General features: G+C 62.7%; 31 protein-coding genes. 9 read left to right on the top strand and 22 right to left on the bottom strand.

What is annotated here, in order from left to right; translation table 11 throughout:
* Positions 1 to 17 precede the first annotated feature (17 nt).
* Complete coding sequence (locus CQ13_RS37430; protein WP_156434144.1) at positions 18 to 812, top strand: pentapeptide repeat-containing protein; 795 nt, start codon at positions 18 to 20, stop codon at positions 810 to 812.
* Positions 813 to 846: 34 nt separating this feature from the next.
* Positions 847 to 1,191 (top strand): hypothetical protein, encoded by a 345-nt coding sequence (locus CQ13_RS37425; protein ID WP_057847763.1) that lies wholly within the window; start codon positions 847 to 849, stop codon positions 1,189 to 1,191.
* A gap of 18 nt (positions 1,192 to 1,209) precedes the next feature.
* On the opposite strand, the gene CQ13_RS46910 is transcribed toward CQ13_RS37425, so the two are convergent.
* The 4 genes from CQ13_RS46910 to CQ13_RS37405 all read right to left on the bottom strand — a co-directional run bounded on the left by CQ13_RS46910 (position 1,210) and on the right by CQ13_RS37405 (position 3,433).
* On the bottom strand, positions 1,210 to 1,446 hold the full coding sequence (locus tag CQ13_RS46910; protein WP_057847762.1) for a hypothetical protein: 237 nt from the start codon (positions 1,444 to 1,446) through the stop codon (positions 1,210 to 1,212).
* A gap of 121 nt (positions 1,447 to 1,567) precedes the next feature.
* On the bottom strand, positions 1,568 to 2,398 hold the full coding sequence (locus tag CQ13_RS37415; protein WP_347337090.1) for a DUF6662 family protein: 831 nt from the start codon (positions 2,396 to 2,398) through the stop codon (positions 1,568 to 1,570).
* 333 nt (positions 2,399 to 2,731) lie between these two features.
* On the bottom strand, positions 2,732 to 2,812 hold the full coding sequence (pqqA, locus tag CQ13_RS42195; protein WP_035728097.1) for a pyrroloquinoline quinone precursor peptide PqqA: 81 nt from the start codon (positions 2,810 to 2,812) through the stop codon (positions 2,732 to 2,734).
* 294 nt (positions 2,813 to 3,106) lie between these two features.
* Entirely contained in the window at positions 3,107 to 3,433 is a 327-nt protein-coding gene (locus CQ13_RS37405; RefSeq protein WP_245309587.1) for a hypothetical protein, read from the bottom strand.
* Between the two features lie 137 nt (positions 3,434 to 3,570).
* On the opposite strand from CQ13_RS37405, the gene CQ13_RS37400 reads away from it, so the two are divergent.
* Positions 3,571 to 3,834: a hypothetical protein gene (locus tag CQ13_RS37400; protein ID WP_057847759.1), complete on the top strand. Its 264-nt coding sequence runs from the start codon at positions 3,571 to 3,573 to the stop codon at positions 3,832 to 3,834.
* A gap of 103 nt (positions 3,835 to 3,937) precedes the next feature.
* Here CQ13_RS37400 and CQ13_RS37395 read toward each other — a convergent pair whose 3' ends face one another.
* From CQ13_RS37395 to phnG, 9 genes are read right to left on the bottom strand one after another with little or no spacing between them, the layout of a single operon-like run.
* Positions 3,938 to 4,549, bottom strand: a complete 612-nt coding sequence (locus tag CQ13_RS37395; protein ID WP_057847758.1) for a pyridoxamine 5'-phosphate oxidase family protein — start codon at positions 4,547 to 4,549, stop codon at positions 3,938 to 3,940.
* A gap of 1 nt (position 4,550) precedes the next feature.
* The gene (gene phnN, locus CQ13_RS37390; protein WP_057847757.1) at positions 4,551 to 5,162 is read right to left on the bottom strand and encodes a phosphonate metabolism protein/1,5-bisphosphokinase (PRPP-forming) PhnN; all 612 of its coding nucleotides are present in this window, start codon (positions 5,160 to 5,162) and stop codon (positions 4,551 to 4,553) included.
* Positions 5,159 to 6,313, bottom strand: coding sequence for an alpha-D-ribose 1-methylphosphonate 5-triphosphate diphosphatase (locus CQ13_RS37385; protein ID WP_057847756.1), 1,155 nt, complete (start codon positions 6,311 to 6,313; stop codon positions 5,159 to 5,161). The genes phnN and CQ13_RS37385 overlap by 4 nt, the downstream gene beginning before the upstream one ends.
* A gap of 13 nt (positions 6,314 to 6,326) precedes the next feature.
* Positions 6,327 to 7,025, bottom strand: a complete 699-nt coding sequence (gene phnL / locus CQ13_RS37380) for a phosphonate C-P lyase system protein PhnL (RefSeq protein ID WP_057847755.1) — start codon at positions 7,023 to 7,025, stop codon at positions 6,327 to 6,329.
* Between the two features lie 8 nt (positions 7,026 to 7,033).
* Positions 7,034 to 7,834 (bottom strand): phosphonate C-P lyase system protein PhnK, encoded by an 801-nt coding sequence (gene phnK, locus CQ13_RS37375; protein WP_057847754.1) that lies wholly within the window; start codon positions 7,832 to 7,834, stop codon positions 7,034 to 7,036.
* Positions 7,827 to 8,711, bottom strand: coding sequence for an alpha-D-ribose 1-methylphosphonate 5-phosphate C-P-lyase PhnJ (locus tag CQ13_RS37370; protein ID WP_057847753.1), 885 nt, complete (start codon positions 8,709 to 8,711; stop codon positions 7,827 to 7,829). Before CQ13_RS37370 ends, phnK begins: the two co-directional genes overlap by 8 nt.
* Complete coding sequence (locus tag CQ13_RS37365; protein WP_057847752.1) at positions 8,708 to 9,811, bottom strand: carbon-phosphorus lyase complex subunit; 1,104 nt, start codon at positions 9,809 to 9,811, stop codon at positions 8,708 to 8,710. The genes CQ13_RS37370 and CQ13_RS37365 overlap by 4 nt, the downstream gene beginning before the upstream one ends.
* A 3-nt stretch (positions 9,812 to 9,814) precedes the next feature.
* Positions 9,815 to 10,423 (bottom strand): phosphonate C-P lyase system protein PhnH, encoded by a 609-nt coding sequence (gene phnH, locus CQ13_RS37360; RefSeq protein WP_057847751.1) that lies wholly within the window; start codon positions 10,421 to 10,423, stop codon positions 9,815 to 9,817.
* A 4-nt stretch (positions 10,424 to 10,427) separates the two neighbouring features.
* The gene (gene phnG, locus CQ13_RS37355; RefSeq protein WP_057847750.1) at positions 10,428 to 10,889 is read right to left on the bottom strand and encodes a phosphonate C-P lyase system protein PhnG; all 462 of its coding nucleotides are present in this window, start codon (positions 10,887 to 10,889) and stop codon (positions 10,428 to 10,430) included.
* Positions 10,890 to 10,993: 104 nt separating this feature from the next.
* Here phnG and phnF point away from each other — a divergent pair, with 104 nt between their 5' ends.
* Positions 10,994 to 11,719, top strand: coding sequence for a phosphonate metabolism transcriptional regulator PhnF (phnF, locus tag CQ13_RS37350; protein WP_057847749.1), 726 nt, complete (start codon positions 10,994 to 10,996; stop codon positions 11,717 to 11,719).
* A gap of 96 nt (positions 11,720 to 11,815) precedes the next feature.
* On the opposite strand, the gene phnE (CQ13_RS37345) is transcribed toward phnF, so the two are convergent.
* The 4 genes from phnE (CQ13_RS37345) to phnC all read right to left on the bottom strand — a co-directional run bounded on the left by phnE (CQ13_RS37345) (position 11,816) and on the right by phnC (position 15,422).
* Positions 11,816 to 12,670 carry a phosphonate ABC transporter, permease protein PhnE gene (phnE, locus tag CQ13_RS37345; protein WP_057847748.1) on the bottom strand — a complete coding sequence of 285 codons (855 nt, stop codon included), beginning with the start codon at positions 12,668 to 12,670 and terminating at the stop codon, positions 11,816 to 11,818.
* On the bottom strand, positions 12,667 to 13,554 hold the full coding sequence (gene phnE / locus CQ13_RS37340) for a phosphonate ABC transporter, permease protein PhnE (protein ID WP_057847747.1): 888 nt from the start codon (positions 13,552 to 13,554) through the stop codon (positions 12,667 to 12,669). Before phnE (CQ13_RS37340) ends, phnE (CQ13_RS37345) begins: the two co-directional genes overlap by 4 nt.
* Positions 13,555 to 13,622: 68 nt before the next feature.
* Complete coding sequence (gene phnD, locus CQ13_RS37335; protein WP_057847746.1) at positions 13,623 to 14,531, bottom strand: phosphonate ABC transporter substrate-binding protein; 909 nt, start codon at positions 14,529 to 14,531, stop codon at positions 13,623 to 13,625.
* A 75-nt stretch (positions 14,532 to 14,606) separates the two neighbouring features.
* The gene (gene phnC, locus CQ13_RS37330; RefSeq protein ID WP_057847745.1) at positions 14,607 to 15,422 is read right to left on the bottom strand and encodes a phosphonate ABC transporter ATP-binding protein; all 816 of its coding nucleotides are present in this window, start codon (positions 15,420 to 15,422) and stop codon (positions 14,607 to 14,609) included.
* Between the two features lie 184 nt (positions 15,423 to 15,606).
* Here phnC and CQ13_RS37325 point away from each other — a divergent pair, with 184 nt between their 5' ends.
* The 3 genes from CQ13_RS37325 to CQ13_RS37315 are packed head-to-tail and all read left to right on the top strand — an operon-like array spanning position 15,607 to position 18,172.
* Entirely contained in the window at positions 15,607 to 16,272 is a 666-nt protein-coding gene (locus CQ13_RS37325; protein WP_057847744.1) for a transferase hexapeptide repeat family protein, read from the top strand.
* A complete protein-coding gene (locus CQ13_RS37320; protein ID WP_057847743.1) occupies positions 16,269 to 17,462 on the top strand; it encodes an alpha-D-ribose 1-methylphosphonate 5-triphosphate diphosphatase in 1,194 nt (397 codons plus the stop codon). The genes CQ13_RS37325 and CQ13_RS37320 overlap by 4 nt, the downstream gene beginning before the upstream one ends.
* A gap of 20 nt (positions 17,463 to 17,482) precedes the next feature.
* Entirely contained in the window at positions 17,483 to 18,172 is a 690-nt protein-coding gene (locus CQ13_RS37315; RefSeq protein WP_057847742.1) for a DUF1045 domain-containing protein, read from the top strand.
* 12 nt (positions 18,173 to 18,184) lie between these two features.
* On the opposite strand, the gene CQ13_RS37310 is transcribed toward CQ13_RS37315, so the two are convergent.
* The 3 genes from CQ13_RS37310 to CQ13_RS37300 are packed head-to-tail and all read right to left on the bottom strand — an operon-like array spanning position 18,185 to position 21,053.
* Positions 18,185 to 19,684 carry a tripartite tricarboxylate transporter permease gene (locus tag CQ13_RS37310; RefSeq protein ID WP_057847741.1) on the bottom strand — a complete coding sequence of 500 codons (1,500 nt, stop codon included), beginning with the start codon at positions 19,682 to 19,684 and terminating at the stop codon, positions 18,185 to 18,187.
* Between the two features lie 27 nt (positions 19,685 to 19,711).
* Complete coding sequence (locus CQ13_RS37305; RefSeq protein ID WP_057847740.1) at positions 19,712 to 20,161, bottom strand: tripartite tricarboxylate transporter TctB family protein; 450 nt, start codon at positions 20,159 to 20,161, stop codon at positions 19,712 to 19,714.
* 10 nt (positions 20,162 to 20,171) lie between these two features.
* Positions 20,172 to 21,053, bottom strand: a complete 882-nt coding sequence (locus tag CQ13_RS37300) for a Bug family tripartite tricarboxylate transporter substrate binding protein (RefSeq protein WP_245309586.1) — start codon at positions 21,051 to 21,053, stop codon at positions 20,172 to 20,174.
* Positions 21,054 to 21,390: 337 nt separating this feature from the next.
* Here CQ13_RS37300 and CQ13_RS37295 point away from each other — a divergent pair, with 337 nt between their 5' ends.
* On the top strand, positions 21,391 to 22,317 hold the full coding sequence (locus CQ13_RS37295) for a LysR family transcriptional regulator (RefSeq protein ID WP_057847739.1): 927 nt from the start codon (positions 21,391 to 21,393) through the stop codon (positions 22,315 to 22,317).
* A gap of 64 nt (positions 22,318 to 22,381) precedes the next feature.
* The gene (kdgD, locus tag CQ13_RS37290) at positions 22,382 to 23,332 is read left to right on the top strand and encodes a 5-dehydro-4-deoxyglucarate dehydratase (protein WP_057847738.1); all 951 of its coding nucleotides are present in this window, start codon (positions 22,382 to 22,384) and stop codon (positions 23,330 to 23,332) included.
* 10 nt (positions 23,333 to 23,342) lie between these two features.
* Here kdgD and mmsB read toward each other — a convergent pair whose 3' ends face one another.
* Both mmsB and mmsA read right to left on the bottom strand, forming a co-directional pair.
* Complete coding sequence (gene mmsB / locus CQ13_RS37285; RefSeq protein WP_057847737.1) at positions 23,343 to 24,524, bottom strand: multiple monosaccharide ABC transporter permease; 1,182 nt, start codon at positions 24,522 to 24,524, stop codon at positions 23,343 to 23,345.
* Complete coding sequence (gene mmsA, locus CQ13_RS37280) at positions 24,521 to 26,083, bottom strand: multiple monosaccharide ABC transporter ATP-binding protein (protein WP_057847736.1); 1,563 nt, start codon at positions 26,081 to 26,083, stop codon at positions 24,521 to 24,523. Before mmsA ends, mmsB begins: the two co-directional genes overlap by 4 nt.
* Positions 26,084 to 26,144 lie beyond the last annotated feature (61 nt).

Below are 26,144 nucleotides of genomic sequence, written 5' to 3'. Positions count from 1 at the left end.
ATCGGTTGGGGTTGACGATGAAACGCTCGATCGGAACTGCAGCGCTCGGTCTTGCTCTTGTGGCGATGACGGCAACGGCCCAGGACATGATGCGTCATGTTGACCTGTCGTCGCCCGATATGGTCTCGGCCGAATTGACCCGCGGAGAGGTCGAGGCCGCGCTCGCCGCCGCGACCATCGCCGCGCCCGCCGATTTCACCGGGAAGAGATTATCCGGCCTGGACCTATCGGGACTCAACCTGTCCGGCGCAACTTTCCGCGCGGCCCGACTCAACAAGACAAAGCTCGCCGGCGCCAGACTCGACCGCGCAATTCTCGACCAGGCTTGGCTAATCGAAGCCGATCTGACCGGCGCAAGCCTCAGGAACGCAAACCTGTTCGCTTCGCAGATGGCTCGCGCCCGCCTCGACGGCGCCGATCTTTCGGGAGCACGCGTCGCTGCCGATCTCACCGGTGCGAGCCTCGTCGGCGCTTCGATCGCGGGCGCCAATCTCGGTGCCGACATGCGCAACCAATCGATGGGCCTGATGCGCGCGGTGCTGAAATCGGCCAATCTGGAACGCCTGAACGCGCGCGGTGCCGATCTGTCTCGCGTCGATCTCGAATTTGCGGTGCTGAAGAGCGGCGACCTAACCGGCGCTTCTCTCAAGAGTGCCCAACTGGGCGGAGCCGACCTGACCGGCATCACCGTCATCAATACCGATTTCGAGGGTGCCGATCTCGATACGGCCCGGTTGATCGCCCCGATCGGTCTCGATCGGGCAAGAAATTTCGATAAAGTCAAAAATCGAGACCGTCTGATCAGGCAATGACGGCTCCATGCGCCCCGCGACGAAAGGATGACCGATGCGATGGATACTGGCTCGGGTGGCACTGCTGTCAACGAGCGCCAACGAGGTGGCCGCGCAGGGAAAAGGCATCCGGTTGTGGAATCTTACGACGGCGACCATTTCGGAGTTTCAGCTTTCCCCGCCCGGCAAGGACGATTGGGGCCCCAACCTCACCCTGAACGACAAGGACAAGGAGGTCGACCACGACGAACGCCTGCGCATCACGGGCGTGGAGCCGGGACGTTACGACGCCAAGGTCGGCTATCGCGGCTCAAAGCACTGCTTCGTTCGCGAGATCGAAATCAAGGCTGACGCCGTGTTTTCGATCGCGGACAAGGACTTAAAGGACTGTAACAAATAGCCGCCGCTGGACGATTATTTAGCCTGCTGACCACACGGCGTCGCTGGATGCCTTTCGATTGGTACCTGGATATTCGCAGCGCCACTTGACCGCGGTCCATTTCGGGCGTTCGCCAATCCACTGCGCGATGTAGGGCTGCGCGTTCATGGCACATTGCCGCAACGAAGCATTTGAAGAAAAGACCAAATGGGTTTCCTCGCAGGTGGTGGGCGAGAGCACCGCACAGACGGTCACGACCAAATCTATTGGAGTCATATCTGATATCCCTTGCATTGTTCCCGAACAGATAACGCAAAGAGCTACGGCAATGGGCGGCCCGACGTTTCACTACCCCGTGAAAAAGTCGGAACTCGGGCCGTCCGCGCAGTCGCCCGCCCTAGAAGTTGACGCCAAATACCAGCCGCGCCTGGTGACGTTCGAAATTGACAAGATCGAGGCCGGCAGTCGACCCCACCGGACGCCCCCACGCTTGCAAGCTCCAGCTCGCGGTCAGCCGCGTGCTTTTCGACAACTGGAAATATGCGGTCGGACCGACAAACAACGCCTGCCCTGCAAGTTTGTCCAGACTGATCCCCTCATATTTTCGCAGGTAACGCGCCTCGCCGCCTAGCAAGAAACCGGGATGCAACTGCGCCATGACCCCAAGCGCCGTACCGGCGGTAGACTCCCGCTCCATCGCACCACTGCCGATCAATCGTGTCCACTCTGGTTCGTAGATCAGGTTGAACGCGGCGACGACGCGATTCGTTACGAGCTCGCGATCGAACGCCAGCCTGAATTCAGTCCCGAAACTCCGGACCGCTTCAGCGGTCGTCTCCTCGACACGATGCGCGTGCGCTTCCGTCGCGAACGTAACTCCGAATGGTGCCGTTTCCCGATCGAGAAAGCGGTAGCGCAAATCGATCGACCCACCCTGCCATGACAGCCGGCGCTGGTCGTCAAGGCCTGGCACGCCACTGATCAGATGCGACGCAAACGTGCTTCCTACCTCGATTCTAAAATTCCGTACCGGCACAAACTCCAGTTCAAACTCCTGGCCGACCGCCCGGTAAGTACCTCCGTTCCTGCCGGAGCGCCCGGTCGTCTCGCTCTGAAACTCCCGTTCGCCGACATTGCCGACATCCGTGCCGATCATGAAGCCGAACAGGTGCTCGGTGTCGATGCCATCCGCATAGCCACAAGCCGGCAGCAGGGTAGCAAAGGACACGACCGCCGCCTGGAAGGTCCTTGCACGCATAGACATTCGCATTCAGCGGGTCATGGGGTGGAACGGGTGATTCCCGGCGGTGCCGGCCAGCATACCCTAGCATGATACGGCGACCGTCCGCGAGCCATGGGAAGACACGGAATGCAGGTGGAGCAGCGCAGAAACTGGGCTGGATCGGCACCGTCGGCCGCCTACGGGAGATCCCGCTGGCTTTAGCAGGATCCGCGGACTCACTCTGGTGCAGAGCAATGGAGGACTTCGTGGCAATTGAACAGCCTGCCCGGCCCGCAGCAACGTGCTGTTGCCAGAGCCGGGCAGACCGCTTCGACGCGTCTATTTACGCGCCGCGCAGGCGTACATGTTGATTTCCATGCCCACCGACACTTCGACGATCTTCGGAGTCTTCCAACTCATCAGGGGTCCTCCCAAGCAGTGCTGGCACGACATTCGTGCCGGGACGAAAATTAGGGTCACCGTGGGCAGAGCGCAAGTACGGAAGGTCGAAGGTCGCACTATGCGCACCATCTCCGAAAGAAGAAGTTCGCTCTTGGACAAGCCTACTTCTCTCTTGGACAAACCCTGCGGATGAGGGCGCCGCATCGACGCATGCACCGCGAGGATTCGTCCAATCACAGTTCGAACGACCTTCTATTGCGCATCCGCGCTTGTCTACCGAAGCAGTATGAGGACCAGGGATCGATACTATCTTCAGCAGTCCTTATCCGCCTCTGTGACCTTGTCGGCCTTGGCACCTTCAGCCTGCTGTGCCGCCGTCGGTTCGCCTTGCATCTGCCGCTGTGTATCTTGTGAAGATGCAGCAGTTTCTCCAGCCGCTCGATTCATTGTATCGGTCGGTGGATGCTTATCGGTGCTGCCGGCCATACCCGTTGTCTGGCTGTCGCCCATCTTGGCCGGTCCGGAGCCAGCATCCTTCAGGTTGGCCGCGCGTCCCGTCTCGCAAGGACCCGCCAGTGCCGCGCCGGTGCTCAAGACCAGTATCGAACAACCAGCAAGAATGAGCCGTTTCATTTTCATCTGTCTCTCCTTCCTTTTCTTGTGAAGAGCGCCCAATGCGATGAGAGGCAACCGACCCGTTGTCCGCAGGTTCCGGGTGGCTACGAGAATATCGACATGTTTAATCTGACGGGTGAGTTTCTGGTGAGGACAATCCGATGGAACCGATTCACCGAGGGTTGATCAGCTTTCTTTTCGCGCTGTGCTTTGCATCGGGGGTGTTTGCGCAGGAAACGCAGCCTGGCCAAACCGCACCGAATGCGGAAACCGCCCTGCCGGCTGACGGGTCATCGCTGACCGGAAAAGAACGTCTTGGAAAAAAGTGGATGGACGAGCAACGGATCGACAATTGCAACGTGCCCATCGACAAGCGCGGCAGCAAGCTGAGATCCATGACCTGCCCGCGTGTTCCGGCAGGATGATCAGCGACGACGGCGCAACGGTCGACACGACATCGACCAGATGCACTCATGCCATCCACGGTTCAGCCGCATGGCCGCCAGGTCGCTGATGCGTATCAGCGCCTCACCACATCGTCTGCCGCGCGCGCTCCGGCCATTCCCGATCGTACTTCTCGCCACCGACGGTGCTATCGCTCATCTCGGCCAGGATCTGGCCGGGCGTCGGCAAGCTTCTCGGGTCGACGCGCTTGTCGGGATTCCAGAGATCGGAACGCACGATGGCGCGCGCGCACTGGAAATAAACCTCTTCGACCGTCATGACGATGACGGTGCGCGGCGCCTTACCCTCCATCTTGAACGACGCGAGCAGTTCCGGATCGGCCGAGACGTGTGCGCGGCCGTTGATACGCAGCGTGCTGCCGGAGCCGGGGATGAGAAACAAAAGCGCCACACGCGGATCGCGCACGATATTGCGCAGCGAATCGCAGCGGTTGTTGCCGCGACGATCCGGCATCATCAGCGTTGTCTCATCGTGGATGCGAACGAAGCCCGGCAGGTCGCCGCGCGGCGAGCAGTCCAACCCCTCCGGTCCGCAGGTCGCGAGCGCTGCGAACGGCGATTTGTCCATCAACGCCCGATAGGCTGGTGTGACGCGGTCGGCGACCTTGACCGTCGAGGCATCGTTGGGAAAGCCGTAGATGGCCTCGAGCTGCTCGATGGTCGCGACAACAGTCATTTTAGTTCTCCCGTCGATCGTCCCATTTCTCGCCCTTGATGACGCGGACGAGCTGGCGGGCATGATATTCGGCACTGCCGGTATTGACGATGGTGACGTCGGGCGCGGCCGCCGCATCCTCCACCGTGCGACCCAAGCGGGCTTCGAGCTTGCCGTCGCTGCTCCGCCGCCGCATCGCAAGCCGTTCGGCCAGAACGTTTGGCGGGGCCGTGATCGAAACCACCACCACGTCGGCATAGGCGCGGCGCATCGCGCCAATCACGGTGCGCGACACATTGGCAACGATGGTTCGCCTGGCGCGGATTTCGTCGTCGATCGCCCGCGACAGTGCGTAGCAATGGCCGTGGGCCTCCCAATGCATGGCGTATTCGCCACGCGCCAGCGCCTCCCGGAATGTTTCCGCGCTGACCTGTTCGTTTTCTTCCGAAGCCGACGCCTCGCGTGTGATCACGCGGCGGGGAAACACAATGTTCTTCTCCTCGGCGCAAGCCATCTTGGCGAAGCCGAGCAGCGTGTCCTTGCCGGCACCGCTTGGGCCGACCACCAGAATCAGCCGACCCGGCCCAATTACGGTCGTTTGATCTGGTGCTGAGGTTGTCAGTGATTCCGTCATGCCACGCGCCGCCCTTCCCGCCAGACGCTGCGCACCACCGGAATGTTGCGGGCGACATGCACCCGGATCACATCGGCCCGCTTGCCTGCTGCGATCTCGCCACGGTCCGCAAGACCCACGGCCTCGGCTGGTGTCTTGGTGACGGTGCGGACGGCGCAGGCCAGATCGATCGCCGGCGCATGCTGCGGCAACTGCAGGGCTGCCATCAAAAGGCTCGAAGGAATGTAGTCGGACGACAGGATGTCCAACAGTCCCTCACGGGCGAGATCGATGGCGGCGATGTTGCCGGAATGCGAACCGCCGCGGACCACGTTCGGCGCGCCCATCAGGATGCCGATGCCGGCCTGATGCAGGCCGCGCGCGGCTTCCATCGTGGTCGGAAACTCAGCGACGGAAACGCGATCCTGGATCGCATCGGCCACATTCTCCTCGGTGGTATCGTCGTGGCTGGCGAGCGGAATTTCATATCGATGGGCAAGCGCCACGATTTCGCGCATGTTGGTCGCGGCATAGGCCTTCTGATAGGTAAAGCGCTTCTCGAACAGTACATCGAGCTCGGCGTCGGTCATGCCGCCGCCCTTGCCGCGGTAATAATCGCGGAGCTTGACCTCGTCACGGAACTGGCGCTGACCCGGCGTATGGTCCATCAGCGACATCAGCCGCACGTCCGGCCGGTCGATCAGCTCCTTGGCTTCCTCGACTACGCTTGGCATCGGAATTTCGCAGCGCAGATGCAGGAAGTGTTCTGCGCGCAGCAGGTTTGCCTCACGCGCCGCCGTGATCGCACCTGCGAGCACGCCCGCCCTGCCGTCAACGTCCTCGGCGCCGTCCTCGCGCCAGACCCGGAGCGAATCCAGAACCGTGGTGATGCCCGAGGTGGCCAACTGTCCGTCGTAGGAAACCACCGCTGCGATCGGATCCCAGAACACCTTTGGGCGCGGCACATAGTGCATTTCGAGATGGTCGGTGTGGAGCTCGATCAGGCCGGGCATGATCAGATCGCCGCCGGCGTCCTCGCTGCCTGACGGCGCAGTGCCCTCGCCATATTCGGCGATGCGGCCATCTGCGAAGGCGACCCAGCCGTGCTCGATCACGCGATCGGCCAGTACGAGGCGGGCGTTGCCGAGGATGGTTTCGTGCTTCGAAGTCATCTTACATCTTCCTTCATGCCGCGGCGGCAAACGATGTCACGTCGACGATGCGGTCGGCAATTAGATGGCGAATTTCATCGTCATGGACAATCGCCACCATCGCGACGCGCTGTCGTTTCTTCTGCTCAATCAACTCAACGACTACAGCGCGATTGGCCGCGTCGAGCGAGGCGGTCGGTTCGTCCAGCAGCAGAATTGGCAGATCGGAAATGAAACCGCGCGCGATGTTAACGCGCTGCTGCTCGCCGCCGGAGAACGTCGATGGCGGCAGCGCCCACAGCCGCTCGGGAATGTTGAGGCGGCGCAGCAGCGCGCTGGCCTTTTCGCGAGCTTGCGCGCGTGCAAATCCGTTCGCGATTAGCGGCTCCGCCACCACGTCGATGGTGGCAACCCGCGGCACCGCCCGCAAGAACTGGCTGACATAGCCGATGGTCGAGCGGCGTACGCTAAGCACCTGCCGCGGCTCGGCTGTGGCAAGATCGATCACCGTGCCCTGATGTCGGATGCCGATCCGGCCGCCATCGCAGCGGTAATTGCCAAAGATCATTTTCAGGATCGAAGATTTGCCGGCGCCTGAGGGGCCCGACAGCACGACGCACTCGCCCGGCTCGACCTGAAACGAGACGCCGCGCACCACGGGCAGCTCGACGCCGCCCTGCAGATGCATGGTAAAGGTCTTTTCGGCGCTGGTGATGTCGATCATCGCAGTCATTGGCGCGCTCATGCCGGCAGGATCGACGAAACGAGCAGTTGGGTATAGGGCTCGCAGGGGTCGTCGAGCACCTGGTCGGTCAGGCCGGTTTCGATGACGCGCCCACCCTTCATCACCATCACGCGGTGCGACAACAGCCGGGCAACAGCGAGGTCATGGGTGACGACGATGGCGGCAAGGCCGAGCTCGCTGACGAGATTGCGCATCAGATCGAGTAGCCGCGCCTGCACCGACACGTCGAGCCCGCCGGTCGGCTCGTCCATGAACACCAGCCGCGGCTCGGTGACCAGATTGCGCGCGATCTGCAGCCGCTGCCGCATGCCGCCGGAATAGGTGCGCGGTGCGTCGTCGATACGCGCGGTATCGATCTCGACGCGCTCCAGCCAGGATGAGGCGGTATCGCGGATGCGGCCATAGTGATTCCAGCCCACCGCCATCAGCCGTTCGCCGACATTGGCGCCGGCCGAGACCGCCATCCGCAGGCCCTGCGCGGCGTCCTGGTGCACATAGCCCCAATCCGTACGGAACAAGAAGCGGCGCTCGGCCTCGCCGAGGCTGGCGAGATCGCGCAAAACGCCATCCCGCATCCGGTATGACACCCGCCCGGCGCTCGGCGCGAGCTGCGCGGACAACAGTTGCAGCAGCGTGGACTTGCCCGAGCCGGACTCGCCGACGATAGCCAGCACCTCGCCGGGATAGAGCGCAAACGATACGTCGTGGCAGGCGGTCAATCGGCCATAGTTCTTGCCAACGTTTTCGGCGACCAGAAGCGGTTGGTCGTCTTGCATGGAGTCTTGCGGCTCAGCCATGCGTCCTCTCCTCGTGCGGAGCCGCGCTCTCGCTGCCGCGATGACCGATCAACTGGCGAGACTCGCAATAATCGGTATCCGAGCAGACGAACATTCGGCCGCCCTTGTCGTCGGTGACGATCTCGTCAAGATAGGAATCGCCGGCGCCGCACAGCGCGCAAGGTGCGTCGAACCGATAGCGCGTGAACGGGTGATCCTCGAAGTCGAGCGACACCACGTGGGTGTGCGGCGGGATCGCGTAGATGCGTTTTTCGCGCCCTGCGCCGAACAATTGCAGCGCCGGACAGTTGTCCATCTTCGGATTGTCGAATTTCGGCGTCGGCGACGGATCCATCACATAGCGCGCATTCACCTTCACCGGATAGGCGTAGGAGGTCGCGATGTGGCCGAAGCGCGCAATGTCTTCATACAGCTTGACGTGCATCAGGCCATATTCGCCCAGCGCATGCATGCGCCGCGTCTCGGTCTCGCGCGGCTCCAGGAACCGCAGCGGCTCGGGGATCGGCACCTGATAGACCAGCACCTGCCCGGCATGCAGCGGCGCTTCGGGAATCCGATGCCGGGTCTGGATCACGGTGGCGTCCGACGTAGCGGTCGTCGTTGCGACGCCCGCAGTCTTGCCGAAGAATTTCCGGATCGAGATCGCGTTGGTGGTGTCGTCCGAACCCTGGTCGATCACCTTCAGCACATCCTGGGGCCCCAGGATCGCGGCCGTCACCTGCACGCCGCCGGTGCCCCAGCCATAGGGCATCGGCATCTCGCGGCTGGCGAACGGCACCTGATAGCCGGGAATCGCGATCGCCTTCAGGATCGCGCGGCGGATCATCCGCTTTGTTTGTTCGTCGAGATAGGCGAAATTGTAAGCCGGCGCGTTCATTCCGCGGCCTCCTGCATATCCGGCGCCTCATTGGCCTCAGCGAACTCCTTGCGCAACTTGCGCAACAGACCGAGCTCGGACTGAAAGTCGACGTAGTGCGGCAGCTTGAGATGCTCGACGAAGCCGGTCGCCTGGACATTGTCCGAGTGCGACATCACGAATTCCTCGTCCTGGGCCGGAGCGATCACTTCCTCGCCCAGTTCGCGAGCGCGCAGGCTGCGATCGACCAACGCCATCGACATGGTCTTGCGCTCGCTTTGTCCGAAGGCCAGGCCATAGCCGCGCGTAAAACACGGCGCTTCGGTCGCCGATCCCTTGAACTGGTTGACCATCTGGCACTCGGTCAGCGCGATCGAGCCAAGCGGGACGGCAAAGCTGACGTCCTCGGCGAAGAATTCCACCTCCACCTCGCCGAAACGGATTTCGCCGGCAAATGGGTGATTGCGTCCATAGCCGCGCTGTGAGGAGTATCCGAGCGCCAGCAGGAACCCCTCGTCGGCACGCGCAAGATTTTGCAGCCGCAGATCGCGGTCGGCCGGAAAGCTCAGCGGCTCGCGCGTGAGATCGCCGACCGGCGTATCGGCATCCGCCGCCGGCGAAGATTCGATCAAGCCATCGCGGCCGAGAATGTCGGTGACACGCGGGGTTGCCGCCTGCGCTGCTTCCGACGTCGCCGGCTGCTCCGGCACAAAGCCGTCCGCAAGCTGCGGGTCCAGCAAGCGATGGGTATAATCGAAAGTCGGCCCCAGGATCTGGCCACCCGGAATATCCTTAAACGTCGAGGAGATGCGCCGGCGGACCTGCATCTCGCCGGTGTTGACCGGCTCGGTCGCGCCAAAACGAGGCAGCGTGGCGCGGAACGCACGGACCAGGAAGATCGCCTCGATCAAGTCGCCGCGCGCCTGCTTGATCGCGAGTGCCGCCAGCTCGCGGTCGTAGAGCGAGCCTTCGGTCATGACGCGGTCGACGCCGAGCGAGAGCTGCTCGGCAATTTGCGCCAGCGAGAGTTCGGGCACATCACGGTCGCCACGCCGCTCATGCGCCAGCAGGCGGTGGGCGTTCTCAATGGCGCGTTCGCCTCCTTTGACGGCTACATACATGGACTACGCTCCGCTTGCGACCAGCCGCGTGGTTCGGGGGATCGCGACAATCAAGTCGTCATGAACCAGCACGACATCGATGCCACGCGGGAACAGGGCTTCGTTGATGGTGAGCCGCTGAAAGAGGTCGCGCGGCTGAAGCGTCGCCTGCAGCAGCGTTGTACCGTCGATGCCCGGCCCTCTCATCTCGAATGTAGGCCCCTGCGTCAGGCTCTCGACCTGCAGAATCAGCGTCGTCGACCTGTCCGGATACTCGTTGCTGCCGAACGCGAAGCGATCGAGCGCCGGCAGATTCTTGGCGTCACCGACCAGGGCGAAGCTGGCGATCGAGGAAACCGCGACCACCGGCGCACTGGCATGGAAATTGAGCCACTTCGCCACATCAGGCGTGGCCGACATCGCGGCATCGAGCCAGATAGGCGTGTCGTGATCGAACAGCGTGAGCGCAATCGCCGCCGCGCCGCGCATCATCCCGGCCGGCGTGCCGGCAGCCGCCGTGACCCGTTGCACGCTTCCGGGACGCGTCATCGCATCCATCACGGAGCGGAAGGTCGACTGCGCCGACAACACCTTGTCGGCAAACCCTGCGTGCAATTCTGTAACCGTCGTCATCGCATCACCCCTCGCCGCGCACCATGGTGTAGAAATCGACCCGCGTCGCCGCCGTCTCGGCCGCCTTGCGGTTGCGATCGGCGATCATGGCGGCGCGTAAAGGCCCGATCACCTTGGTCTCGACCTCGCCCGAAAGCTCTGTCGACTGCACCATGGCATCGCACAGCGCGATCATCTGCGCCTTCTGCCTGTCGCGGCCGAGCACGTAGCCGAAGCCGATCTCGCCGGTCGCAAGACGCACCGCCGCGCGCGACACCGTAGCCTCGCCGAGATTGAACGGCGCACCGTCGCCGCCGACGCGGCCGCGCACCATCACGAGGCCATTCTCGGGCTCGCGCAGATTCTCGTGTGCGGGTACCGCGATCGCCGCGAGATGGCCAGCAATGTCGCCAGCCTCGGAATGCGCCAGCACGGCCATCGCAGCCTTGCGCTGCGCCTCTCTGCTGTTCCGCCCGGTCAAGCCCATGAACAACCTTGCCTGAATCAAGTTGTCTATGATAATAGACAACTTGATAGCGGAGCGCCATGACTGTTTCGTGACAAACGAATAATTTCTGGTATCACCACGCCATGAGCCTGCAGGAGAGTTCCGGCGTCGCCTTGTGGCGGCAGGTCGCCGACGGTATCGAGCGCGGCATTGCCGACGGCCGCTTTGCTGCGGGCGAAAAGCTGCCGGGCGAGATCGAGATCGCCGATACCTATCGGGTCAACCGCCACACCGTGCGGCGCGCCCTGGCTGCGCTTGCCGAACGCGGCCTGGTGCGCGCCGAACGCGGCAGCGGCACCTATGTCGAGGCGCAGCGCCTCGCCTATCCCTTGCGCTCGCGGACGCGATTTTCCGAAATCGTCGGCGCCGGCGGCCGCGAGCCTCGCGGCCGATTGATCGATGCCTCCGAAGAGCCCGCGACGCGCGAGCTGGCCCGTGAGCTCGGACTGAAGACCGGCGCGCCGCTGGTCCGGATCGAATCGGTGCGGCTCGCCGACCGCACGCCGATCTGCGTCAGCACCAGTTGGCTTTCCGCCGATCGCTTTCCGGGCGCCGGAGCGGTCTTCGCCAACGTACGCTCAATGACCAAACTGCTGGCGCATTACGGCGTTCGCGATTACCGCCGCGCCTCAACCCGCGTCACCGCCACCATCGTGGACGCCTCCGACGCCGCAAGGCTCGATCTCGCGCTCGGGCGTCCCGTTCTCGTGGTCGATAGTACCGATGTCGATACCGACGGCAAACCGCTGGTAACCAAACGCGCGCGCTTCGCCGCGGAGCGTGTCGAATTTCTGGTGGAGAACAGTTGATGCTTGTAGGTGGGCAAAGCGATAGCGTGCCCACCATTCAGTGACGCGCTCTTGTGGGCACGTCGCTAGCGCGCCTCTACTCACCCTATAGAAGCATCATGCGACGGCGCGCCGCCCGATGATCGCGAAGCGGAGTTTGCCGGAAATCCAGTCAATTGCGGAAACCGCGATGAGGATAAGCAGAATCAGAAACGACACCTTTTGCCATTCCAGCACCCGGATTTGTTCGGCGAGCTGAAGGCCGATTCCGCCGGCCCCGACGATTCCGATGATCGTCGCCGAGCGCGTATTCGATTCGAAGTAGTAAAGCACTTGGCTCAGCAGAATTGGAAAGACCTGCGGCAACAGTCCGAACCGGACGCTATGGAGATGGCTGCCGCCCGCCGATCGAACTCCCTCTGCGGGGTTCTTGTCGGCAGCCTCGATGGCTTCCGAGAATAGCTTTCCAAACGTCCCGAAATCGCTGCAGATGACCGCAAGGATACCTGCAAACGGACCCAATCCCACAACGCCGACCCAGATGAGCGCCCAGATCAAGATATCGACACCACGGATGGTGTCGAGGCTGCGGCGTGAAAAGAAGTGGACGATCCGGTTCGCAACCACATTGCGCGCCGCCAGCAGGGAAACCGGCAACGCCAGCAGTGCTCCGCCCAGCGTACCGAGAAATGCGATCGACACCGTCTCGCCGAGCGCATTCAGATACTTCAATGCCTCCGCCCATGAACCAGGATCGGGCGGCAACATTAGCCGAAGGAATCCGCCTAGCCTGGCCATTCCGTCAGAAAGCCGGTGAAACGGAATGTCTAGCTGGGCAATCCCGAACAGAAAAAGCGCGACAGCCGTGCCAAGGCCTATCGTGATCTTTCCCCTGTTCCACCAATCCGGGCGGAAAACCTCCGGATAGCGTTCAACGATTGCGGCCTGGTTTTCAGAACTGAAGGAAATCACGTGCCCGCGCCCTCCAGCCCAAGGAGGCGATGACGTACACGCTCCGTGACAAAATCGATCAGCATGACGGTGACGACGATGAGCAAAAGGATGGCGCTGACGTCACTGTAGTAAAACTTACGCACGGCCTCGATCAAATCCTGCCCAATCCCGCCGGCGCCAACGAAGCCCATCACCGCCGCGCCACGCACGTTGATCTCGAATCTCAACAGAGCATAACTCACGAAATTTGAAAGGACCTGCGGCACCGCGCCGAACCGGACAATCTGAATCCAGCTTCCTCCGCTCGCCGCCACCCCCTCGATCGGCTTGTTATCGATATTCTCGACAACCTCGGCGAACTGCTTGCCAAGCGCTCCAGTGGTATGGATCGCGATGGCAAGAACACCCGGCAACGGCCCGAGGCCGAATGCCAGTACAAAAATCAGGGCAAAAACGATCTCCGGGACGGTGCGGCAAAACTCGAGCAAGCGCCGCGTAACAAAAACGATCGTTCGCGACCTGACGAGATTGGCCGATGCCAGAAAGCAGAGAACGAATCCGCATATAGCTCCCGAAAGGGTTCCCATATACGCAATCAGCAGGGTATCTCCGAGAAGCAGCGTCCAGCGAGGCAAGCCCCAAAGCCATTCCGAGAGATCATTCCAAGCCGACGAGAACGAAAACGTGGGAGCTATGCTGGCGAAATAGGCCGGGAAGCGCCAGAAATTCTCGGCAAACTTCCAAAGGTCGACGTCGCCCATCCAGCCGGCGGCAAGCGCCGCAGCGATCAGGACCGCCAAACCCAGCCATATGCGCCGTCGCTTGGCAGCAACTGCAGCCGCATAGCGATCGGTCAGCTCGCGCAGCCTGGCTTCCGGGAATTCGGGGACTGCTGTTCGCATGGAATTTTCTGAAGAGACGATGGGCGGACCTCGCGATCCGCCCGAGTCGCCTGGAAACGTCGTTCCGTTCAGGACTTCTGCTTGCGCAAGCCGTCGACAAACTTGGTCAGATCGATCACGGCCTCATAGGCCTTGTGGTCAACCTCGACGAAGGGCAGTTGCTTCCCTTCGTAAATCTTGTCGAAAGCGGCCTTGTCCTTCACTGCAATTTCCAGCACGGCCTTCTTGATCGCCGCCTTGAGGTCGGCAGGCAGGCTACCGAGATATGCCATCGGCGAATTCACAATCTGTTCGGACTTCAGGATGATCCTGAAATCGGCGGCCTTCGCCATGCCCTTGCGTTCCATCCGCAGCAGGTTCGATTCTTTTTCGTCATTCCACCAGTTGAACGCCGCATCGCAGGTACCTTGGGCAAGCCCGATCACCGCGTTTTCATGGCTTCCCGAATAAACCACCTTGGAAAAGAACTTCTCCGGGTCGATGCCCATCTTGTCCATCGCGAAACGCGGCACGTTGTTGCCTGACGTTGAATTGGGATCGACAAGGCAGAGATTCTTGCCTTTCAGGTCCTTGATGTCCTTGTAGCTCGAGTCGCTTTTGACATAGAGGACCGAGTAATAGCCCTTGGTGCCGTCGCCATTCACTTCGATCGCGAACGGCTCGACCTTGGCGCCGATTATGTAGGCGCGGGCATAAGACGCCGGACCGTACATCGCGATGTGGATGTTGCCGGCCCGCTGGCCTTCGATCACGGCGGCGTAGTCGTTGGCGATCCGCAGCGTCACCTTCGTGCCGAGCTCGCGGGACAGATACTCCGCCAAAGGCGTCCAACGGTTGGTCGTGCCCGAAGCATTCTCATCGGGGACCTTTGCGAACACCAGTTCGGGATATTTCGCTTTCCAGTCCTGGGCTGATGCGGGGAAAGCTGAGAATACCAATCCCGCCGCAGCGGCGAGAATAATAAGACGATTGAACATGACGTCTCCTGTTTTTGCAGCAATGTCGCTTGCGGATTTGAATCCCGCGCAGCTCTTGGTTCTTGGACGCAACACTCAGGCCGCGGCGACCGTACCGAGCGCGGGAACCGCCGAACCGACCGGCGCAAGCGCCGGCGTCGCATCCATCACCTCATTCGCCTCAAGATCGTAGAGCTCACGCGCGATGCGATCTGTCAGCGCCACCGGCGCGCCGTCGAACACTATCCGCCCCGACGCCATGCCGATCAGACGGTCGCAGTAGCTTCGCGCCAGATCGAGCGAGTGCAGATTGCAGACTACGGTGATCCCGAAATGCTTGTTGATGCGCAGCAAGGCATCCATGACCACACGGGTGTTGCGAGGATCGAGCGAAGCAATTGGCTCGTCGGCAAGTATGATGTCGGGCTCCTGTACCAGCGCACGCGCAATCGCGACGCGCTGCTGCTGACCGCCGGAGAGCTGGTCGGCGCGTTGGGCTGCAATAGACGCCATGTCGAATTGTTCGAGCGCCGACATCGCTATTGCCTTGTCACGTTCCGGCCAAAGCTGAGCGAGGGAACGCCATGACGGTACCGCGGCCAGCCGTCCCATCATCACATTAGTCAGGACATCGAGCCGGCCGACCAGATTGAACTGTTGGAAGATCATCGCGGAGCGCGCGCGCCATTGCCGCAAGTCCTTGCCGCGCAGCGCGGTTACGTCGACGCCTTGGAACAGGATGCGTCCCTTGGAAGGCTCGGCGAGGCGGTTGATCATCCGCAGCAACGTCGACTTGCCGGCGCCGGAGCGGCCGATCACGCCGACGAAGCTGCCCGGCTGGATCGAGAATGACGCATTGTCCACCGCGGCCTTGGTGCCAAACCGGCACGTCAAACCCTCTACCACCAGCATGCACTGCTCCAGAATTCCGATCGTGACGCATCGCTACCGGCTCGATCTTACAGTTGTGTGACACGAGTGCTGCGCTGCGGCGTTCGTCCACAGCGGCCCGCCGTCACGCGTCCGTCATGATCCTGTCATCAAGCGCATCGAAGACGAGCATGATCTTTCCCTCGATCGCTGATGGACGTACGCGATGGCCGGCAAAATGCTTTCCACTGAACCAATGGTCGACCCCACTGCGTCGGTGCGCGACTGCCAGCTTGGTGCCTATACCGAGGTGGGCGCCCGGACCATCCTGCTCGAGGTCACGATGGCGAATTATTCGTATGTCGTGAATGACTCGCAGATCACCTATGCGACGATCGGGAAATTCTGTTCGATCGCGGCGATGACGCGCGTCAACCCGGGTAATCATCCGATGCTCCGGGCCTCGCAGGCGCATTTCACCTACCGCGCCAGCAGCTACTTTTCGGGCGAGAGCGACGATGCCGAGTTTTTTTCGTGGCGCCGCAAGCATCGCGTCCATATCGGCCATGATGTCTGGATCGGCCACGGCGCGGTTATTCTGCCTGGCCGTTCGATCGGCACCGGCGCGGTGGTCGCGGCCGGCGCCATCGTGACCAAGGATGTCCCCGCCTATACGATCGTTGCAGGCAATCCGGCACGGCCAATCAAGCGGCGTTTTCCGGAATCCATTGCGGGGCGGCTTGCGGAGCTCGCGTGGTGGGATTGGGACCATGAGGCGCTTCGCCGCGCCCTGCCCGATTTCCGCAAGCTCGATGTAGAGGGCTTTCTCGAAAAGTACGAAGCCGGCGGAGCAGCTACTCGCCGTCCATTCAACCAGAGTGCCGCATCGTGACTGAACTGTTCATCGAAGGTGGCCGGGCCCTGCTCGGCCACGAAATCGTCGAAACCTCATTGCAGATCGCTGGTCGCGAGATCGCAGCCGTAGGTGCGGACAGCATCCACAGCATCGGCGTCGTCAATGCCGATGGCCTCCTGGTATTGCCGGGCATTGTCGATCTGCATGGTGATGCCTTCGAGCGGCAGATGATGCCGCGCGCCGGGGTCGACTTCCCGATCGATGTGGCGCTTGTCGACAGCGACCGGCAGGCGATCAGCAACGGGATCACGACCGTCTATCATGCCACGACCTGGTCGTGGGAGCCCGGCCTGCGCAGCGCCGACAATGCCAGGCGCTTGCTGGAGGCGATCGAGCAGATGCGGCCGCAGCTCGCCGCCGACACCCGCTTCCATCTCCGGCACGAAACCTACAATCTCGACGCGGAAAGCGAAATCATCGACTGGCTATCGGAAGGACGCGTCGACCTGTTCGCCTTCAACGACCATATGGACTCGACGGTCGCGAGTCTCGCCAAGCCGCAGAAGCGCAGCCGAATGGTCGAGCGCACGGGTCTCAGCAATGAGGCGTTCGATCGCCTGGTGGAACGTGTGGTCTGCCGCGGCCACGACGTGCCGGCTTCGGTCGCCCAGCTGGCGCAGGCAGCACGCGCGGCAAACGTCCGGATGCTCTCCCATGACGACGAAAGCCCGGCGATGCGGCAGGCCTTCCGTGCGCAGGGCGTTGCAATCGCCGAATTCCCGGTCAACGAGGAAACTGCACGCGATGCTGCCGAAGCCGGAGACTTCATTGTGTTCGGCGCGCCCAATGTCGTGCGCGGCGGCAGCCATACCGGCTGGACCAGGGCCTCCGACATGATCGCTAAGGGCCTGTGTTCGGTGCTTGCGTCGGACTATTATTATCCGGCGCCGCTATTGGCGGCATTCCGGCTTGCGGCCGACGCCGTTCTGCCGCTGGCCGCGGCATGGCAATTGATCTCGGCGGCACCGGCGTGTGCCGCCGGCCTCGCCGATCGCGGCACGCTCGCCGCAGGGCAGCGTGCCGACATCCTTCTCGTCGATGACACGGTGCCGCTGCGGCCGCGGGTCGTCGCAGTCATTGCCGCGGGGCGCCTAGTACATCTGACGGAGGCGAATCGCCTCGTCCGTTCGTCCGCAGCATCACGCAGGGCGGTTGCAGCCGCGTGAGGCGGCCCTATTCTGGCGCAATGGCAAATTACCCCCGTTACGCAATCTATTATGCGGCCACGCCGGGCAGCGCGCTCGACCGGTTCGGCGCCTTGCTGCTCGGCTACGACGCTTATAGCGGCGAAGACCTGCCCTTTCCGGACGATCTCCCGTTGGACTGGCGCGAGCTGACGCGCGATCCGCGCAAATACGGCTTTCACGCCACGCTGAAGGCGCCGATAGCGCTTGCCGACGGCAAGGTCGAGGCGCAGCTTGCTGCGGCCTGCGAATTGTTCGCCGATCTGGCCCGGCCAGTGCCCGTGATCCAACCGGTCGTCGATTCGATCAGCGGCTTCATTGCGCTCATTCCCGGCGAACCGTCGGCAGATCTCGACCTGCTTGCCGCCCAGACGACCAGGGCATTCGATTCGTTCCGTGCTCCACTCAGCGCCGAAGATCGCGCGCGGCGAAGTCCGGAGGCGCTGACGCCACGGCAGCGCGACTATCTCGACCGCTGGGGCTACCCTTACGTCTTTGAGGAATTTCGCTTCCACATGACGCTGACGGGACGGCTTCCCGCCGAACGGCGCGAGCCGATTGTGGCAATGCTACGCAGCAGGTTTTCGACAGCCGGCATCGGCCAGATCGCGATCGACGCCATCGCCTTGTGTCGTCAGGACAATGCGAATTCACGGTTTCGGGTCATCGGCCGCTGGCAATTGCGCGACTGACGCCGACACCGCTCATTCCGCCAGCGCCTCTTTCCGCGTCCTCAGAATTGCCGGCGAAAGCATTGCCAGCAACAAGGCGGCGACGACTGCGAGGATGACCGCGCTGATCGGCCGCGACAGAAAGACGGTGAAATCACCGTCCGCGATCAACATCGCGCGCCGGAAGTTTTCTTCCAATTGTGGACCGAGCACGAGGCCGAGCAGGAGCGGCGCCGGCTCGACGCCGATCTTGATGAAGAAATAGCCGATCAAGGCGCAGCCCATCATCAGCCAGACATTGAACAGGCTGTTGGCGATCCCGTAGGTGCCGATGCAACAGAACAGCACGATGGCGGGGAACAGCAGGCGGTAAGGAATTTTCAGCATCGAGACCCACAGGCCGATGAGCGGAAGGTTGATGACCAGCAGCATCAGGTTGCCGACCCACATGCTGGCGATGACGCCCCAAACGAGCTTGGGCTGCTCGGTCATGATCTGCGGGCCGGGCTGGATGCCCTGCATCATCAGCGCGCCGATCATCAGCGCCATCAGAGCGTTGGCGGGAATGCCGAGCGTCAGCAGCGGAATGAAGCTGGTCTGGGCGCCGGCATTGTTCGCGGCCTCTGGACCGGCAACGCCCTCGATGGCGCCCTTGCCGAAGCGTGAGGGATCGCGGGCGAGCTTCTTCTCCAGCGCGTAGGAGGAGAATGGCGGAAGGGCAGCGCCGCCGCCCGGCAATACCCCCAGCACAGAACCCAGCGCCGTGCCGCGCACCACGGCCGGAAAAGCCGCCCGCAAGTCTTTCCAGCTCGGGATCAGGCTGCGGATCGACTGGCTGACGACACGGCGCTCGGCGGGTCTTTCCAGATTGGCGATGATTTCACCCAGCCCGAACAGGCCCATCGCGATCGGCACAAAATCAAGACCATCCGACAGTGCGGCGATGCCGAAGGTCATGCGTGCGACGCCCGAGGAGACATCGATCCCGACGAGGCCGAGCAACAACCCCAGCAGCACCATTGCCAACGATTTGGCGACCGAACCATGCGCGAGCACGACCGCCGCAATCAGGCCGAGCACGAGCAGGCTGAAATATTCGACCGCGGTGAATTTAAGCGCCAGCACCGATAACGGCACGCTGAGCACCGCGATCACGATCGTCGCCATCGTGCCGGCAAAGAACGAGGCAATCGCGGCAATGGCCAGCGCGGTTCCGGCCCTGCCCTGCTTGGCCATCTCGTGACCGTCGATACAGGTGACGACCGACGACGTCTCGCCCGGCACATTGACCAGGATGGCGGTGGTCGAGCCGCCATATTGCGCGCCATAGAAGATGCCGGCCAGCATGATCATGGCGCTCGCAGGCGACAGGCCGAAGGTGAAGGGCAGCAGCAACGCCACCGTTGGAATCGGACCGATGCCGGGCAGCACGCCGATCGCGGTCCCGATGACCACGCCGATCAGGCAGAAAATCAAATTGTTGAGCTGAAGGGCCGTCGAAAGACCCATCAGCAGATTGTCAAAGAGTTCCATATGCGTCTGCCTGCGAAGCGTGCCGCCCTAGCGGGGCCAGATCGGGATCGGCAAGCCCAGCAACTTGACGAACAGAAGAACCGCAGCTCCTGAGAGCACGACGGCAAACGCCACGGTCTCGACAAGCCGACCTTCTCGCGTGGCGAAGCTGGCGAGCATCACGGCGGCGACAGAGGCGATCGCGAGGCCCAACCGCTCCGCCGTCAGCGCGAAAACGCCGACAGAAGCCAGGATCGCCAGCAGCGGCCGCAACTGAACGGGCGCGATGCCGCGACCCGCGCGCCAGAGCCCACGCCCAGTAAAGAAGACGCCGAACGCCATCAGCGCGAGTGCGACGACGCGCGGCATGTAGCCCGGCCCCATATCGGCGGCGTGCCCGATCGTCAGATTGCGCGTGGCGACGAGCGTACCCGTCGCCACCGCCACGAGGAACAGGCCAAACAGCAGGTCCTGCACGTCGATCCGGGAACGCGTCATCGGCCCACCCTTAGCTGCCCTTGATGCCGGCCTCGCGAATGATCGTGCCCCAGCGCGTCGTCGCGTCCTTGAGCCAGTTGCGGAATTCCTCCGGCGATTGGCCGCGCACCACGCCACCCTGCTCGGCGATCTTCTGCTGAATCTCGGGCAGCTCCAGGATCTTGCGGATTTCGGCGTTCAATCGCGCGACCATGGCGGGCGGCGTGCCACCGGTAGTCAGGATGCCCTGCCAAGTCCCGGCGTCGCCGCCGGGCAGGCCCGCCTCCTTGAAAGTCGGCAGATCGGGAGCCGAGGCAATACGCTGCTCGCCGGTGACGGCAAGTCCGACAAGCTGCTTGTTTGTCACAAAGGGCATCGTCGCCGCAGCGCCGTTGATGATCACGCCGCTCTCCCCGGACACCACGGCGCGCGAGGCAGCGGCCCCGCCCTTGTAGGGAACGTTCTTCCACTGAATTCCCAGTTCCTTCGCCATCACCACGGCGGTGATATGATTGGCGCCGCCGACGCCGGAATTGGCGACGGTGAGCTTGTTCGGATTGGCCTTGGCGTATTCGATCAGCTCCTTGGACGTCTTCGCCGGGACCGATTCATGGACAGCCAGGACGTAGGGGCCGAACATCACCATGGAAATGGGCGCGAGGTCCTTCTGAACGTCGAAAGTGAGATCGGAGAACAGGCTGGGCGCCGTCGCCAGCGATCCGACATCCATCAGCAACAGCGTGTGGCCGTCGGGCTGCGCCTTGGCGACGGCATCGGCCCCGAGATTGCCCGCTGCGCCCGGCTTGTTCTCGACCACGACCGACTGACCGATGGCGGCGGATAGTTTTGGGCTGATTAGGCGCGCCAGAATATCCGAGGTGCCGCCGGGAGCAAACGGCACGATCAGCCGCACGGGCCGCTCAAAATTCTGAGCGCCAAGCTCCGCTTGGCGCCAAGGCACAGACCGTAAGGACAGCGGCGGCAATCGCCCGGGCGAGAGATGGCATAGACATCGGTCGTTCCTCCGTTTCAAAGCGCAATTCAGCGCGATCCCGCCGTTTTCACCGGCAGGCTGCAGACCTTCGAGGCAGCGTTGTGGAGGAATGATAGGTCATGGGCAGGGCGGCCTATGAATTAGTCTGCGGATAGGTCGATACCTTTTTTGGATGGATCGGCCGCGCATCAGCCGGTAGAAGTCGGACATCCGGCCGGTCACCGGCCCTTCGTCTCAGGTTGAAAATGCAGGTTTCATGTTTGAGCTGAGCCAGTTGCGCTGCTTTGTTGCAGTTGCGGAAGAACTGCATTTCGGGCGCGCGGCGCAGCGGCTGAACATGACGCAGCCGCCGCTCAGCCGACAGATCCAGATTCTCGAACGCGTCCTCGATGTGACGCTACTGGAGCGCAGCAACCGCGCCGTCCGGCTGACGCCGGCGGGGCAGCGTTTTCTGATCGATGCGCGGCATCTCCTCAAGCTGGCGGAAAGCGCGGCCGTGCTGGCCCGGCGGATGGCAAGTGGCAAGGCCGGATCGATCAATATCGGCTTCACGGCCACATCCGCCTACAGCTACGTGCCGGCGCTGGTCGCGGCCTGCCGGCGTGAACTTCCCGATATCGAGATATCGCTGAAGGAAATGGTCTCCAGCGACCAGCTCAAGCGGCTCGATTCCGGCGAGATCGATGTCGGCCTGCTCCGCCCGCCGATACCGCGCGGTGGCCTTGACGCCTTCCGCGTGACGGCGGAACCGCTGGTCGCGGCACTGCCGAGCGACCATCCGCTCGCTCAGGCGGACGAGCCACGTCTGGAGGATCTCGCAAGCGAGCCCTTCATCATGTACGAGCCATATGAAGCCCGCTATTTCCACGATCTCCTGGTCGAGCTGTTCTCACGCGCAAATCTAGTGCCGAATTACGCGCAGCATCTTGCGCAGATCCATTCGATCCTTGCCATGGTGCATTCGGGTGTCGGCGTGGCGTTAGTCCCCGAGACCGCGGCGAATCTGCGCTTCAGCGGTGTAGTGTTGCGGCCCGTCCTGATGCAGTGGCAGCGGCCGGCCGAGTTGTTCTTTGTCCGGCGCGGCGACAATGACAATCGGCTTCTCCCCGTCATTGCCGGCATTGCCCGAGACCTTGCCGGCCAACCCGGCTCGATCCAATCAATGGATCGATTGATACAGTGATTGGGTCTCCGTCCGTGAGCATCTTGCATTAATCCTTTGGCGTAAGCCGCTGAAGGATCAGAGCATGAGCAGGATGACCCCCAAGGAGATGGCCAGCCGGATCGGCGATGGCCTGCTGTCGTTTCCCGTCACACCGTTTCGGCCCGACAACACGTTCAACGAGACCCGCTACCGCTCCAATCTCGACTGGCTGTGCGGGTATGAGGTGGCGGGTCTGTTTGCCGCCGGCGGCACCGGCGAATTCTTCTCGCTGAGCCCGGCCGAGGTCGCGAAGGTCGTGGCAACGGCTGTGGACGAGACCAAGGGACGCGTGCCGGTGCTCGCCGGGATCGGCCATGGCACCGCGATGGCGACGCAACTTGCCATTGGGGTCGAGGCGGCCGGCGCCGACGGTTTGCTGCTGCTACCGCCCTATCTGGTCTTTTCGGAACAGGAAGGACTGGCGGCCCATGTCGAAGCGGTGTGCAACGCCACCAAGCTCGGTGTCATCGTCTACAACCGCGACAATGCGATCGTGAACGAGGATACGCTGGAGAGACTGTGCCAGCGCTGCCCCAATCTGGTCGGCTACAAGGACGGCATCGGCGACATCGAGCTGATGACCCGCATCCACCTGCGCATGGGCAACCGGCTGACCTATGTCGGCGGATTGCCGACGGCCGAGACCTTTGCACTGCCTTATCTGGAAATGGGCGTAACCACTTATTCCTCCGCGGTATTCAACTTCGTCCCGGAGTTCTCGACCAAGTTCTACGCGGCCGTGCGGCGCCGCGACCGCGAGACGGTGCAGGCCGGGTTGCGCGATTTCATCCTCCCCCTGATCGCGATCCGCAACCGCAAACGCGGCTATGCCGTCTCGATCATCAAGGCGGGGATGAAGGTGATCGGCCGTGACAGCGGCCATGTCCGTTCGCCACTGACGGACCTGACGCCCGCCGAGACCGAGGAAGTGGCGGCACTCGTCGCGCGTCTCAAGACCAGCGAGTTCGCGAAGCGGGAGCTGGCGGCGGCCTAGCCGCAGCGCCCTATCGCCGCTGATTGTAGACGTCCAGGCAGACCGCGCCGAGCAGCACCAGGCCCTTGATCACCTGCTGGTAGTCGATGCCGATGCCGAGGATGGACATGCCGTTGTTCATGACGCCCATGATCATGGCGCCGATCACGGCGCCACCGACCTTGCCCACGCCGCCATAGGCTGACGCGCCGCCGATGAAACAGGCCGCGATGACGTCGAGTTCGAAGCCGGCGCCGGCCTTCGGCGTCGCCGTATTGAGCCGCGCGGCGAACACGAGACCGGCGAGAGCCGCCAGCACGCCCATATTGACGAAGGTCAGGAACGTCAGCCGTTCGGTCTTGATGCCGGACAGGCTGGCGGCCCTGGCGTTGCCGCCGATGGCATAGATGTGGCGGCCGATCACGGTGCGGGTGGTAACGAAGCCGTAGAGCGCGATCAGCGCCGTCATGATCACCAGCACGTTGGGCAGGCCGCGATGCGAGGCGATCAGGCCGGCGAAGAACACGATCACGGCGAACAGCACCGCGCTCTTGGCGACGAAGAAACCAAACGGCTCGACCTCGATGCCGTGCGAGGCCTGCCGCGCCCGGCTCTTGGCACTGGTATAGACCAGGGCCACCGCCAATACCGCGCCGATCAACAGCGACGTCAGATAAAGCGTGCCGGCGCCGGGAAACAGTTCCGGGATGAAGCCCGAGGACAGTTTCTGGAAAGTCGGCGGAAATGGCCCGACCGACTGACCCGCCAGGATGGCAAGCGCAAGCCCCTTGAACACCAGCATGCCGGCCAGCGTCACGATAAAGGACGGGATCTTGAAATAAGCAACCCAATAGCCTTGCGCGGCGCCGATCAGGGCGCCCACCAGCAAGCAGGCAATGAAGGCCAGCGGATAGGCAATGTGATAGCGCACCATCAGCACGGCTGCGACGGCGCCGACAAAGCCTGCGATCGAGCCGACCGACAGGTCGATGTGGCCGGTGACGATGATCAAGAGCATGCCGAGCGCCATGATCACGATGTAGCTGTTCTGCAGCACCAGATTGGTCAGGTTCAGCGGCTGCAGCAGCGTGCCGTCGGTCATGACCTGGAAGAACAACATGATCGCAAACAGCGACAGCAGCATGCCGTAGTTGCGCAAATTGTTCTTGATGAAGCCGGCGTGCCCGGGCAGCGCAACCGTCTTGTCGGTCATGGCCGCAAGTCTCCCTGAAGTACCTTCTTGTCGATTTCCTTGTTGCGCATGATGGCGCGCATGATCCTTTCCTGGGTGGCCTCGGCGGCGGCGAATTCTCCGACGAAGGCGCCATCATTCATCACGCAGATACGATCGCAGACCCCCAGCAATTCCGGCATTTCCGACGAGATCATCACCACGCCCTTGCCTGCCTCGGCAAGCTCGTTGATGATACAATAGATTTCGTATTTTGCCCCGACATCGATGCCGCGCGTAGGCTCGTCGAGGATTAATACTTTCGGATCGGTCATCAGCCATTTCGACAACACCACCTTCTGCTGATTGCCGCCCGAGAGCTGCCCGGTCACCTGATAGACGTCGGAACAGCGAATCCGCATCCGGTTGCGGTACTCGCTCGCGACACGCAGCTCGGACATGTCATCGATCCTGCCCTGCCGCGCCACGCGGCCAAGGCTCGCCAGCGTGATGTTCTTGCGGACGTCGGCATCCAGGATCAGGCCGAGCTCCTTGCGATCCTCGGTGACGTAAGCAAGGCCGGCGTCGATCGCCGCAGCCACGCTCGTCAGGTTGACCTCCCTTCCGTCGAGCCAGATACGCCCGCTGATCCGCTCGCCCCAGGCGCGGCCGAACAGGCTCATGGCGAACTCGGTACGGCCGGCGCCCATCAGCCCGGCGATCCCAACCACCTCGCCGCGCCGGACTTCGAAATCGACGCCCTTGATAACCCGGCGGTCCCTGTGCAGCGGGTGATGCACCGTCCAGTCCTGCACGGCGAAGACCGGTGCGCCGATGGTTGCGGTGCGTTGCGGAAAGCGATGCGCAAGGTCGCGATTGACCATGCTTCGGATGATCCGGTCCTCTTCCACCGGCTCGGCCCGGCAATCGATGCTGTCGACGGTGCGACCGTCGCGCAGCACCGTGATCCGGTCGGCGACGCGGGCGACCTCCGATAATTTGTGCGAGATCAGGATCGAGGCGATGCCCTGGGCGCGGAAGGCAAGCAGCCGGTCCAGCAATGCAGCGCTGTCGTTCTCGTTCAGGCTGGCGGTCGGCTCGTCGAGAATCAGCAATCGCACCCTCTTGGATAAGGCCTTGGCGATCTCCACCAGTTGCTGCTTGCCGACGCCGAGGTCCGTCACCAGCGTATCGGGCATCTCCGTGAGGCCGACCTGGGCCAGCAGTTCCTGGGTGCGGCGGTAAACCGTGTCGCGGTCGATCACGCCGAGCCGCGAGGGCGGATGCGACAGGAAGATGTTCTCCGCAATCGACATCAGCGGAACCAGCGCCAGCTCCTGATGGATGATGATGATGCCGAGCGCCTCGGAATCATTGACGTCGCGAAAGCGCCGCTCCTCGCCGTCGAATATGATGCTGCCTTCGTAATCGCCGTCGGGATAAACGCCGCTGAGGACCTTCATCAGGGTCGATTTGCCGGCGCCATTCTCGCCGACCAGCGCGTGGATCTGCCCCGCCTCTACCGTGAAGTTGACGTCGCGCAGGGCCTGCACGCCGGCAAAGCTTTTGCTTACGCCGCGCATTTCGAGAATTGCGGTCATCGCGCCATCACGTCCTTGTCTGCGGTCGGATACGGGCAGGTGGCGGCGCCGGCGATGACCG

It is taken from the genome of Bradyrhizobium retamae (assembly GCF_001440415.1).
GTDB lineage: Bacteria > Pseudomonadota > Alphaproteobacteria > Rhizobiales > Xanthobacteraceae > Bradyrhizobium > Bradyrhizobium retamae.
Note: the sequence above shows the minus strand (reverse complement) of the source record. Positions and strands in the feature narration are given on the sequence as shown.